Genomic DNA, 13,180 nt, shown 5'->3' with positions numbered 1-13,180 from the left:
AAGTCAACTACCTTCTAATGGAGGCATAGGAAATAATAAAAAAAGTAATGATGAGAAGACTGACTGGGATAAGGTTTTTGTTGGTGAAAGAGTAGATGGAAAAGGAAAAAATGAAAATCTACAAGGAAAAGTTAGTGAAAATGGTGAAAGTACAACTCAAAATTCCAATAAAGCTAACACCTCTGCTGGAAATTATGTGGATTATAACAAAGCATTAGGAAGTTACAAAGATGCTGCAATGGAAAGTATAGAAAATAATAAAATACCAGAATCAATGAAAAATATAATAAAAGAGTATTTTTCTAAAATAGAAGAATAAATTTATTTTGTATAAATAATAGATGGAGATGATTAAGATGGATAATAATTTATATGATATGGAAAAAGTTAAAGATATTATAGATAAAATAAATGTTATAGAAGGAGAAATTTCAAAGGCTATAATAGGTCAAAAGGATGTTGTAAGACAGGTTATTATAGCAATTTTAGCAGGAGGTAATGTTCTTTTAGAAGGGTCTCCAGGGCTTGGAAAAACTCAGTTAGTAAAAACATTATCTAAGGTTATGGATTTACCTTTTTCAAGAATTCAGTTTACACCTGACTTAATGCCAGCAGATGTAGTTGGAACTAATATTATTATGAAAGATAAAGAAGGGAATAGTTCATTTTCTTTTCAAAAAGGTCCTATATTTTCAAGTTTAGTTTTAGCAGATGAAATAAATAGAGCAACACCAAAAACACAATCTGCATTATTAGAAGCTATGCAAGAACACACTGTTACTGTTGGAACTAACACATATACCCTACAAGAACCTTTTATGGTTCTTGCAACACAAAATCCAATTGAAATGGATGGTACATACCCACTTCCAGAAGCGCAATTAGATAGATTTCTATTTAAATTGATGGTACCATTTCCTAATCTTGAAGAATTAAAAGAAATTATGAATGTAACTGTAAAAAATAATAAAATAAATCTTACAAATGTTATCACAGGTGAGGAAATCTTAAAGATAAGAAGGATTTTAAAAGAAGTTCCAATGTCAGCTTCTGTAGAAGAGTATGCTTTAAAAGTTGTTTTAGCAACTCATCCAGAATATGAAAATGCACCAGAGATAACGAAAAAATATATAAGATTTGGTGCAAGTCCAAGGGCAGCACAAGCTCTTATTACTACATCTAAAATAAGAGCTATAATGGAAGGACGTTTTAATGTAGCTTTTGAGGATATAGAGTATGTTGCATATCCAGCATTAAGACATAGATTTTTCTTGAATTTTGATGCTATGGCAGATGGAATAAAAAGTGAAGATATATTAGAAAAAATACTTAAAAGTCAGTTAGAAACAGTGTAATGATAAGGAGTTATTTATGGTAGATAAAGTATTTGATAAGGAGTTTTTTAGTAAACTTGAAAATATGTCTATTAAGATTGCTTCTTTAGCCAATAGTGGTGATTCAGGGGTTAGACGTTCAAAAGCAAAGGGCACATCTGTTGAGTTTTCAGATTTTAGAGAGTATAACGTTGGAGATGATATAAGACGAGTTGATTGGAATGCCTATGGAAGATTTGAAAAGCTATTTGTAAAGTTGTTTGTTGAGGAAAAAGAAGCAATGATAAATATATTTATAGATTGTAGTAATTCAATGGCTTCTGGTGATATAAAAAAGAAAAAATTAACTTTGCAAATTTCAGCAGCTTTAGCATACTTGGCTTTAAACAATCAGGATAAAGTAAATATAAATCTAATGACGGACGATGGTTTGAAAAGTGAAAGATTTTCAACAATATCATCTTTTCAAAGAATGACAGGTTTTATGGAAAAATATGAGTTTAAAGGTTCTATAAATATAAAAGAAAGTTTGAAAAAATTTAAATTTAATAAAAGAGGGCTTACAATTATAATTTCAGATTTTCTGAATAAAGAAAGTATAGAAGAAAGTGTTAGATTTTTAAAATATAATCATGAAGAAATACTACTTATAAATGTTTTAAGTGAAGACGAATTAAAGCCTAAGGTAAATGGAGAAGTTACCTTAGTTGATAGTGAAAGTAATGAAAAAATTAAAGTTACAGTTACATCAAAAATTATAGAAAACTATAAAAAAGCACTAAAAAGCTTTACAAAAAACTTGATGGATGTAAGTAAGAAATATGGTGGTACATTTATCCAGATATCTAGTGATAGCTCTTTAGAAGAAGTAATATTTGAAAAACTTGCAAAGGAGGGTGTTCTATGAGGTTATTGTCCCCAATAAATTTATGGTTTTTAACCCTTCTAATTCCTTTTATAGCTATGTATATTTTAAAACGAAAAAATGAAGAGATTATTATTCCAAGCAATATGCTTTGGCATGAAGCTATAGATAATTTACAGGCAAGTACACCTTGGGAAAAATTAAGGACGAATATATTATTTTTTCTTCAACTTTTAACAATATTGGCATTAATACTTTCCCTTGTGAATCCTTTTATATATAGCAAATTAAGTGGATACAGCAAAAATATTATAGTTATTGATAATAGTGGAAGTATGAATTATAAAACAAAGAACTCTACGAAACTTGAAGAAAGTAAGCTAGAAGCAGAAAAATTAGTAGATTCTCTTCCAAATAAAGCAGAAGTTACCCTTATAACTACATCACCAAACAGTGAAATATTATTATCTTCATCAAAGGATAAGAAAAAAGTAAAAAATTTAATAAAGGCAATAGAAAAAAGTAACTCAACTTCGTCTAATGAGGAGGTTATTTCTTTAATTAAATCTATAGCAAATAATGGAAAAAAATTAGCTTATTATTATTATTTTACTGATGATGTTATTGAAATTGAAGGAGTAAAAGGGGATGTAATTAGTTTAAATGGGGTTTTAGATAATTTAATACTACAAAATTTATCAACAACATCAGATGATGAAGGAGTAGATGCTATTGCAACAATTACTAATACATCAAAAGATAATAAAAATGTAGAAATTGCATTATATGGAGATGATAAATTACTTCAGATTAAAGAGGTAAATATAAAAGGTACAGAAAATTATAATGTTCAATTTGATAAAATTTCTAAGGGTGTATCAGTACTAAGAGCAGAAATAGATATAGACGACGGTTTAAAAGAAGATAATTATTTTTATAACATAGTAAATCAAACTAATAAAAAGAAAGTTTTGATGATAAGTGAAAAAAATATATTTTTCGAAAAAGCTATGTCAATAAGAAATGATATTGAACTTTTCAAAACTAATAATCCAGAAGAAATAAAATCTGGATATGATATATACATTTATGATGGTATGTTACCAGAGAGTTTACCTACTGATGGAAATATATTAATAACTAATTTAAAAGATGAAAATAATTTTATAGGTTTAGAACCTCAAATAGAAGGGGGAAGTGCTACATTTAATAAATCTTCTATTACAGATTATATAGAAGGAGAACGCTTTCAGTTAGCAACTTTTTCACCTATAAAATTAAGTGGAAACCTTCAAAGTTTTATAGAAATAAATAATAAAGTGGCAGGAGTTTTAGGAACTTTAAATAATCGCAAGGTTGTTATGATGGGGTTTAATATTCATGATAGTGATATGCCATTAACACATAATTTTCCTATATTAATGAACAATATAATAAATTATTTATCAGGAAATAATATGTTAGAAAATAAAGACATAACTTGTGGTGAATCTGTTAAAGTTTCAATACTAAACAATGTAGATAATATTAAAATTATAGATAGCAACAATAAGGAAGAAAATTTTTCAAATGAGAGTGCAGAAGTAATCTATAATAAAACTGTAAATCCAGGTATATACAAGGTTATTCAAAAATCTAAGGATAAAGAAATAGAAAGTTTATTTTCCGTAAATTTTCCACGTGAAGAAAGTGTATTAAAAGAAAATAAAGATAAGAAAGATATTAATATTATAGATAAGGAAAATTCAATAAGTGGTATTAGTTTGATGACACCATTATTAATTGCTTCATTAATTTTTATTATCTTAGAGTGGATAGGGTATATCAAAATAAATTCTAATAATAAAAATTAAAAGCTTAATTTTAGTAACTATATAGAAAGGTGTGAAAGAATGAATTTTGATTTTGAAAATAAAATATATTTAATACTGTTACTTATTGTTCCTTTCGTTATTTATTATGGATATAAAACCCTTGAATATATTGATAAAAACAGGAAAATAATTATAATAGCGGCAAGAAGTATAGCTATTGTATGTATTGTTTTAGCACTTACAGGAACTAGTTTATATTTAACTTCTAAAAATACATCAACTATATTTTTAATAGATAGTTCACAATCGGTATATGGTAGTGAAAAGGAATTTAATGAGTTTGTAACAAAAGCAATTGAGATTAAACCATCGAAGGATAAAATAGGGGTAGTATCTTTTGGTGAAAAGCCTAAAGTGGAAACTTTCATTTCAAGAGACGGCAAGTTTTCAAAGGTTTCTTCAGAATTAAACAAAGAATATACAAATATAGAAAGTGCTATTAATTATGCTATATCATTATTTCCCAATAATACAAAAAAGAGAATTGTTCTACTTTCAGATGGGTCAGAAAATGATGGAAAAGCATTAAATTTAATTCCTACTTTAAAAGAAAAGGGGATAGATTTAAAAGTTTATAAAGCAAACAAAAAAGAGATAAATGATACAAGTATAGATAAAATTACCGTTTCACAAAAAGTAAGTATAGGGCAAAATTTTGACGTAGATTTAAAAATAAAAAGTAATGTTAATACAAAGGGAACAATAACTTTATATAGCGGAAATACTGTGGTAGGAAAGCAAGAAGTTAATGTAAACAAGGGAGATAATAATTTTGTTTTTAAGGATAAGGCAGAAAGTTCTGGATTCAAAAATTATAGAGCAAGTATAGAATGTGATGATGATGGTGAAGTTAGAAATAATGAAGCTAGTGCCTATACAGAAGTTATTGGAAAGCCTAATATATTGGTACTAGAAGACAGAAGTGGTGAAAGTGATGAGTTTATAAATATTTTGAACTCTCTTCAAATACCTTATAAGAAAATGGATGCATCAGTAGCACCAGAGACTATAGATAAGCTGACAGAATTTAAAGCTGTAGTAACTTGCAATGTTTCAGTAGACAATATGTCTAAAGGCTTTGTAGATTCTATTGAAAGTTATGTTAAAGATTTTGGTGGTGGATATATAGCACTTGGTGGAGATAATTCATATGCGCTTGGCGGCTATATGGAGACACCATTAGAAAAAGTTCTTCCAGTTAATATGGAATTGAAAGGAAAAAAAGAAATTCCTAAAATGAGTTTATCATTAGTAATAGATAGGTCAGGAAGTATGTCAGATACTGTTGGTGGTGTAAGCAACTTGGATTTAGCAAAAGAAGGGGCTATGAGAAGCTTAAAATCTTTAAGAAATAACAAAGATGAAATAAATGTAATAACCTTTGATGATGCTTATTCAGAAGTTGTAGAAAAACAAGTAATAACTGATGAAGAAAAGATAATTAGTGATATATCATCTATTACACTAGGTGGAGGAACGAGTATTATTCCAGGTTTAACTAAGGGATATGAGAATATAAAAAGCAGTGATGCAAAGGTTAGACATATTATATTATTAACTGATGGTGAAGCAGAGAAAACAGGTTATAATGAATTAATAGAAAAGTGTAAAAAAGATAATATAACTATTTCAACAGTAGCAGTTGGAGGTGGTGCAGATAGGGGCCTTCTTCAAGAAATAGCTAAAGGTTGTAATGGAAGATATTATGAGGTAAGTCAAGGAACGGATATACCAGAAATTTTTGCAAAAGAAACTTTTCTAGCTCAAAAATATTATTTGAATAATAGAGAGTTTACTCCGATAATAAATTCTAATGGCTCTGTATTAAGTGGAGTTTCAGAAGGTGGACTACCAAGTTTATATGGATATATTGGAGCGTCAGCAAAATCAACTTCAAATGTTTGTTTAAAATCAGATGAAGATGATCCAATACTTACAACTTGGCAATATGGACTTGGTAAAACTGTTGCGTGGAACTCTGATGTAACAGGTCAATGGTCTAAAAACTATGTAGGGTGGAAAAACTTTCAAAATCTTTGGAGTAATATATTAGGATTTGTAACGGATAATTTCTCAGAAGGTGGAAATTTTATAGAAGTAAATAAAGTTGGTACAAGTCTGAATATTTCCTTTAAAAAGGAAAATGAATCGAATGTAGAAAAATCTAAAGTTAAGGCAACTATTATAACTCCATCAAATGAGAAAAAAGAAATTTTACTAACACCTAAATCATCTAAAGAATATACTGGCGTAATTGATGTAAAAGAAACTGGTAACTATATGATACAAGTCACAGAAGAAGAGGATGGAAAAGTTGTTTCTACAGCTAAGGGAGGATATGCTAATTCTTATTCACCAGAATTTTCTTTGGATAAGAATTTAGATATAACTGATCAATTAGTTGAAGAAGTAAATGGAACTATAATTACAGATATTAAAGATGTTTATAAGGAAAATAAAAATATAACAAAGAAATCTAAAAGAGAATTGGATGAATTTTTTATAATAGTGGCATTGTTTATTTTTATCTTAGATATAGCTTATAGGAGATTGGACTTGCATACTTATGTTGAAAAGTATATGCCTAAGTTTCACATGAAAATAAAGAGTAAAAAAACATCACATAATATTGCACCAATTATAAAGAAATCTGAAACAGATGTAAGTTCTATAAAATCACAAGAAAGTATGAAAAAAAATAAGATGAAAAATGAGAAAAAACTAAATAAAGAGGAAAAAGTATTAGATACAAAATCCTTAATAAAAAATATAAAAAAATAGGAATGCAAAATGCATTCCTGTTTTTTTATTTTGTATAATTATCAAAATAACCTTGTATATAAACTATAGGAGTTCCTTTATCTCCACTTCCAGAAGTTAAATCAGAAAGTGATCCTATAAGGTCTGTAAGTCTTCTAGGTGTAGTTCCTTGAGATACCATAGAACCTACAAGATTATCCTCTTTATTTTTAATATATTCAGATATAGCTTTTTTAAGTTCTTCTCCTCTTAAATCAGCAAAATTATTATCAGCAAGATATTTTAATTTTACTTCATTAGGCGTTCCTTCAAGTCCAGCTGTGTATGCAGGAGATACTACAGGGTCAGCTAGTTCCCAAATCTTACCTACAGGATCTTTGAAAGCACCATCACCATAAACCATAACTTCAATAGTTTTTCCAGTTTTCTCTTTGATTTTAGCTTGTATAGTATCTACAACAGGTTGACAGTCACGTGGGAATAACTTAACTGTGTTTTCAGTAGATTTATTTGATCCTAAAAGACCATAATTTTCATTAAATCCGCCACCATCAACAGATGATGATAATATATTATCAAGGCTATAAATTTTTTCTCCGCCATTAGCTTTTAATATTTTTTTAGTTCTAAATCTTGAATGTATATCACAAGTAAGAACACTCTTTGTATAATTTAGGATAGTTTTTGGATTGTTTGAGAAAATAACTTCACATTCAACGCCATACTCTTCAACTAAAGATTTATAGTACTGAACATAATCAACTCCAGTAAATGTGTGTTTAACCTCTCCAAAGCAATTACGGAATTGTTTTTCAGTTAATACGTCACTCCAAGGGTTTATGCCTTTTTCATCAAGCATATCTATATCAACAAGGTGGTTTCCTACTTCGTCAGATGGATAGCTTAACATTAAAATAATTTTTTTAGCACCTTTAGCTATACCACGAAGACATATAGCAAAACGATTACGGCTTAATATAGGGAAAATTACTCCAACTGTATCATCACCAAATTTTGAATTTACATCTTTTGCGATTTGATCTATTGTCGCATAGTTTCCTTGTGCACGAGCAACTACAGATTCAGTTACAGTAACAACATCTTTATCATTTATTTTAAATCCTTCTATTTCTGAAGCTTTTAATACGCTATCAACAACGATATCTTCTATACAATCTCCTTGATTTATAATTGGGCAACGAAGACCTCTAACAACAGTTCCAACTACTCTTTCCACTTTAACCTCTCCTTAATTTCAAAAAAATTTTTGAATTGAATTTATTCTTTATACTTGTAATATACAATATTTTTATGGTATAAGTAAAATAAATAGTATATATAGTGGGTATAAGGGAGGCTTATATGATAACTAAATTAGATTTATATAAGGTGTTTTGTCAGGTAGGAAAAAATAAAAGTTTTTCAAAAGCAGCTAAGGAATTGTATATGACTCAGCCAGCTGTAAGTCAATCTATAATGCAGTTGGAAAGAGAGTTAGATACAAGACTTTTTACAAGAACTCCTAAGGGTGTCATTCTTACCAATGAAGGTAAAATATTATATGAACATGCAATATCAGCTATAAATTTGATTGATGCTGGTGAAAAAAAACTATTAGATTCAAAAAATCTTATGATAGGGGACTTAAAAATAGGTGTTGGAGATACTACATCGAAATATTTTTTACTACCATATCTTGAAGAATTCCATAGCCGATATCCAAATGTAAAATTAAAAATTATAAACAGAACTACGTTAGAATTATGTTCGTTAGTAAAGTCTGGGAATATAGACATTGCTATCTGTAATTTACCTATAGAAGATTCATCAATAGAAATAATTGAATGTATGGAAGTACATGACATCTTTGTTTGTGGAGAAAAATTTAAAAATTTAACTTCATCACCATTAAATTTTGAAGATATTGTTAAATTACCACTTATATTACTTGAGCCTAAATCAAATTCTAGAAGATATGTGGAAAAGTTTATAAGTTCTAAGGGGGTTCAAATTAGTGCTGAGATTGAACTTGGATCACATGATTTATTATTAGAGTTTGCAAAAATTAATTTAGGAATTGCTTGTGTAGTAAAAGAATTTTCTTCTAACTATCTTGAAAATAAAATTTTGTATGAAATTAAAACTGTTGAGCAAATACCAAAACGCAATATAGGTTTTGGTTTTTTAAAAAGCGTGTCATTATCCCCTGCATCAAAAAAATTTGTAGAACTACTATGTAAAGAAAAATAAATTTGATTATAGGTATAGGGTTCCAAATTAAATTTTAAACTTATTTATCAAATAAGAAAACTCAAATTAATATTTTATCAATAACTAACATATTATTTTAGTTAAAAAGTAATAGTTGTGGTGATTATTAATTACTATGTTCCTAATAATACTAAACGTGCTTTTTTAGGAACAGCTTTGATTGCGTTAGGTTTTATTTATATTTTTACATAAAATGTAGTAAAAATATAAATACTCAATAGACCTAAGCTATTGCCAATAAAATAGAACTGTAAGAAAATTTATTCAAAAGTGAATTGTTGACAATTTCAAAAAAATAATATATCATACCTAGTGGTGAAAATTTAATAGTAAATAAGTTATTAATTTTAGGTATATAGGGTTCCAAGTTGACTCTTAAAATTATCCATTCCAAAACTTGGATACCCAAAATAGTGAGACATGCTCTGAATCGCTTAGAATTCAACACTACATTTTGTATAAAAATATTTTAAAGTTATTGAATAAATTTGAATTTGAGCTTGTTTCCCTATAGTTTTATGTATTTAAAATAATAAGAAGTGTTTGAAACATCCACTTTTGTAAAAAAACTCAAAAGTAGATGTTTTTTTTATGCTATTAAATAAAGATGATAAGGAATATAGATATATAGACTTATAAGATTAAATATAAGGAATTAAACTTTAAATCTTACTTACATATAAAAATTTGAAACCATATATCTATAATCGATTTAAAAGTTTTAATTAAGGGGAGGGGTTTAATACGCATGTTAAAAAGGTTTAAAGAAGATAAAGAGTTTTATAAAAGACTTTTTATTATAACGTTACCTATAGTTTTACAAAATTTAATAGCATCATCATTAAATATGCTTGATACTATGATGATAGGTGTTGTTGGAGAAATTGAATTAGCTTCAGTAGGAATTGCCAATCAATACTATTTTCTTTTTAGTTTAATAGTATTTGGTATAAGTTCAGGTTCTGGTGTATTTATAGCTCAATTATGGGGAAAGAGGGATGTAAAAAATATAAAAAAGACTTTAGGAATTGGACTTATATCTGGACTTATAGCTGCAGTTTTATTTAGTACAATTGGATTATTATTCTCAAAACAAATAATGGGTATATTTAATACCGACCCTAGGGTTATAGAAACAGGAAGTAAATATTTAGTTATTGTTATTGTAAGTTATTTATTTACAGCTATAACATTTAGTTATGCTGCTGCTTTAAGAAGTATAGGAAACACTGTTCTTCCAATGATAGCAAGTTTTATAGGACTTGTAACTAATGGGGTATTAAATTATATTTTAATATTTGGTAAATTAGGATTACCAGCTATGGGAGTAAAAGGAGCAGCGTTAGCTACAGTTACTGCAAGAATCGTAGAATGCTTGATAATCCTTATAGTTGTTTATTCAAAAAATAAGATTCTAAATGCAAAAATAAAAGAATTCATAAACATAGAAAAGTATGTATTAAATGGATTATACAAAGTTACTATACCAATAGTTCTTAATGAAGCATGTTGGGGTCTTGGAAGTGTAACATATGTAGCTATATACGGAAGGATAGGCACAGGGGCAGCAGCTTCTATACAAATATGTTCAACAGTAATGAATTTATTTATGATAGTTACATTCGGACTAGCTAATGCAGCAGTAGTTATAGTTGGAAATGAAATAGGTGCAAACAGAGAAGAAGTAGGCAAAATATATGCACAAAGAATTTCTAAATTAGCTATAATGGTTTCTATAATTTTATCATTAGTATTAGCATTATCTTCAAAGTGGATATTATCTATATTTAATGTTTCAGAAACTGTAAAGTTAGACTCTTTATATATATTATATATTTATGCAGCAGTACTTATAGTTAAAGTGTATAATGCTGTAATGATAGTAGGTGTTTTAAGAGGTGGTGGAGATTCTACTTTTGGTTCATTAGTTCAGGTGATAACTCTATGGTGTATTGGTATACCACTTGCTTATATAGGAGCTTTTATAATTTGTTTACCAGTATATTTAGTTGTACTTTTAACTTTTGTAGAGGAAGCTATTAAAGTTGTGATAATGATGAAAAGATTTAAATCAGGAAAATGGATTCATAATATGGTTAAAGATATTAATGTTAAAGCTTAAAATATAGGAAAGCTGCTACTAAATTAGTGTTAGTAGCAGTTTTAGATTTATAATGAAAAGATGAAAATATTAAGAATATTTAAATAAGTATATAATTATCTTGTTTAATCAAAAAAAATATAGTACAGTTAATATGCTACTGATTGTAATTAATTACAATATAAGAAATATATTAGGAGATGAATATGCGTTTGAAAATTTTAAACAAACAAGATATTAACTTGCTTAAGAGAGCATTTTATTATGTTAAGCCTTATAAAATAAGATATATTATTTTATTTTTTAATACTATGTTGATGATTATGTATGGTATAATACAGCCATTAATTTGGGGAAACTTAATTCAATGTTTAGTAGAAAAAAACTTTAGCAAGGTTAAGTTAGATATAGTATATTTATTGGCATTATATATATTTCAAAATTTAACTACATTTTGGAGGTCCTATAACTCATCTAAATTAACTAATAATATGATTTATGACTTAAAATGTGATGTATACAAAAAGATATTAGAATTGCCAATGAAAGTATTTGATCAAACGAGAAATGGTGACTTTATGTCAAGAATTCACGGAGATGTATATGCCTTAACTGATATTGTAGTAGAACAATTTTTAGGTGCAATGATAGATACTTTGAGAATTATAATTATGGGAATTGTCGTTTTTAGTATCAATATCACCTTAGGATTTATAGTCATAATAGCATTTCCTTTCTCTTATATAGTAGTTTTAGTTTTGGGTAAAATATTAAGAGAGAAAAATAAGGAAATTAAAATTTATAATGATAATTACTTTAGCATAGTACAACAGTCCTTATTAGGCATTAGACATATTAAAGGTTATGGGCTTAAAGATTATACTTATTCTAAATTTCAAGAAAATGCTTATAAAATAAAAAATAAATCAGTGCAAATTTACTTATTAAACTCACTATCATATTGTTTATCTGATTTTATAGAATTTACAAATAGTCTATTATTAATTGGACTAGGTAGTTATTATATATATATTAATCAGCTTTCAATTCAAAGTTTTATAGCATTTATGTCTTATTCAAATCAGTTTTTAAATTCACTAAAGGATATAACAACATTAAATTCAAAGATACAACAAGTCTTTGTGTCACTAGATCGTATATTTAGTATAACAGATAATTTAATTTCAAAAAGTGAGAAGTTTGGTATAAAAAAGATAAAAAAAGTTAATGGTAATATAGTTTTTAATAATGTAAGTTTCTCATATGTTGAAAATGAAAAAATACTAAAAAATATTACTTTTGAAGTACCAAAGCAAAAATTAACTGCAATAGTGGGTAAAAGTGGTAGTGGAAAAAGTACTATAGTTAATCTGCTTTTGAAATTTTATAATATAGATGAGGGCACTATTAGTATTGATGATTGTAAATTAGAAAAATTAGATGAGTATACTATAAGAAAGAATATATGCCCAATGCTCCAAGAAGTATTTTTTTATAATCTATCAATTAAAGAAAATTTATTAATATTATGTGATGAAGTAACATTAGATGAAATATATGAAGTATGTAAAGCTGTTAATATACACGACTATATAATGAGTTTACCAGAAAAATATGACACTATAATTGAAGAAAATAGTGTTAATTTCTCAGGTGGACAAAAACAAAGACTAGCATTAGCAAGGTGTATTTTAAGAAAAGCTTCTGTTGTTATTTTGGATGAGCCAACTTCATCTTTGGATAATGAATCAGAGTTTATAATAAGAAAGGCTATAGAAAAGATGTTGGAAACAAGTACTGTAATTTTAATTACTCATAAGCTTCATAACATTATTAATGCTGATCAGATTATTATTATAGACCAAGGAATGATTGTAGGAAAAGGTACACATAAATCATTAATCAAAAAGAATAAAAATTACACTAAATTATATAATGCTGGATTGGAAGAAAAGGATGATGTGAGTTAGAGGTG

9 protein-coding genes are annotated in these 13,180 nt (G+C 27.3%); 8 read left to right on the top strand and 1 reads right to left on the bottom strand.

Translation table 11 applies throughout. From position 1 onward, the window contains the following. Positions 1-196 precede the first annotated feature (196 nt). Genes AZI32_RS19015 through AZI32_RS04320 form a run of 5 tightly spaced genes read left to right on the top strand, consistent with a single transcriptional unit; the run spans position 197 to position 6,854 of the window. Entirely contained in the window at positions 197-319 is a 123-nt protein-coding gene (locus AZI32_RS19015; protein WP_268869837.1) for a hypothetical protein, read from the top strand. 37 nt (positions 320-356) lie between these two features. Beyond that, positions 357-1,355, top strand: a complete 999-nt coding sequence (locus AZI32_RS04335; protein WP_206406625.1) for a MoxR family ATPase — start codon at positions 357-359, stop codon at positions 1,353-1,355. A gap of 16 nt (positions 1,356-1,371) precedes the next feature. Beyond that, entirely contained in the window at positions 1,372-2,241 is an 870-nt protein-coding gene (locus AZI32_RS04330; RefSeq protein WP_061994674.1) for a DUF58 domain-containing protein, read from the top strand. Then, a complete protein-coding gene (locus tag AZI32_RS04325) occupies positions 2,238-4,052 on the top strand; it encodes a BatA and WFA domain-containing protein (protein ID WP_061994673.1) in 1,815 nt (604 codons plus the stop codon). Before AZI32_RS04330 ends, AZI32_RS04325 begins: the two co-directional genes overlap by 4 nt. A 39-nt stretch (positions 4,053-4,091) precedes the next feature. Then, positions 4,092-6,854: a FixH family protein gene (locus tag AZI32_RS04320; RefSeq protein ID WP_061994672.1), complete on the top strand. Its 2,763-nt coding sequence runs from the start codon at positions 4,092-4,094 to the stop codon at positions 6,852-6,854. A gap of 25 nt (positions 6,855-6,879) precedes the next feature. Here AZI32_RS04320 and AZI32_RS04315 read toward each other — a convergent pair whose 3' ends face one another. Continuing rightward, positions 6,880-8,070: a coenzyme F420-0:L-glutamate ligase gene (locus AZI32_RS04315; RefSeq protein WP_061994671.1), complete on the bottom strand. Its 1,191-nt coding sequence runs from the start codon at positions 8,068-8,070 to the stop codon at positions 6,880-6,882. Between the two features lie 125 nt (positions 8,071-8,195). Here AZI32_RS04315 and AZI32_RS04310 point away from each other — a divergent pair, with 125 nt between their 5' ends. The 3 genes from AZI32_RS04310 (at position 8,196) to AZI32_RS04300 (ending at position 13,175) form a co-directional block, all read left to right on the top strand. Beyond that, entirely contained in the window at positions 8,196-9,083 is an 888-nt protein-coding gene (locus AZI32_RS04310; RefSeq protein WP_061994670.1) for a LysR family transcriptional regulator, read from the top strand. 769 nt (positions 9,084-9,852) lie between these two features. Next, entirely contained in the window at positions 9,853-11,226 is a 1,374-nt protein-coding gene (locus tag AZI32_RS04305; protein ID WP_061994669.1) for an MATE family efflux transporter, read from the top strand. A 185-nt stretch (positions 11,227-11,411) separates the two neighbouring features. Continuing rightward, positions 11,412-13,175 carry an ABC transporter ATP-binding protein gene (locus tag AZI32_RS04300; RefSeq protein ID WP_061994668.1) on the top strand — a complete coding sequence of 588 codons (1,764 nt, stop codon included), beginning with the start codon at positions 11,412-11,414 and terminating at the stop codon, positions 13,173-13,175. The last annotated feature ends 5 nt before the right edge of the window (positions 13,176-13,180 follow it).

The organism is Clostridium sp. ATCC 25772 (genome assembly GCF_001573875.1).
Taxonomy (GTDB): Bacteria; Bacillota; Clostridia; order Clostridiales; family Clostridiaceae; genus Clostridium_J; species Clostridium_J senegalense.
This window is presented reverse-complemented; position numbering and strand designations above follow the sequence as displayed.

What these genes read in the sequence shown, in the direction of transcription:
- AZI32_RS04335 (WP_206406625.1), top strand. Translation starts at nt 357, where the DNA reads ATGGATAATAATTTATATGATATGGAAAAAGTTAAAGATATTATAGAT.
- AZI32_RS04330 (WP_061994674.1), top strand. Translation starts at nt 1,372, where the DNA reads ATGGTAGATAAAGTATTTGATAAGGAGTTTTTTAGTAAACTTGAAAAT.
- AZI32_RS04325 (WP_061994673.1), top strand. Translation starts at nt 2,238, where the DNA reads ATGAGGTTATTGTCCCCAATAAATTTATGGTTTTTAACCCTTCTAATT.
- AZI32_RS04320 (WP_061994672.1), top strand. Translation starts at nt 4,092, where the DNA reads ATGAATTTTGATTTTGAAAATAAAATATATTTAATACTGTTACTTATT.
- AZI32_RS04310 (WP_061994670.1), top strand. Translation starts at nt 8,196, where the DNA reads ATGATAACTAAATTAGATTTATATAAGGTGTTTTGTCAGGTAGGAAAA.
- AZI32_RS04305 (WP_061994669.1), top strand. Translation starts at nt 9,853, where the DNA reads ATGTTAAAAAGGTTTAAAGAAGATAAAGAGTTTTATAAAAGACTTTTT.
- AZI32_RS04300 (WP_061994668.1), top strand. Translation starts at nt 11,412, where the DNA reads ATGCGTTTGAAAATTTTAAACAAACAAGATATTAACTTGCTTAAGAGA.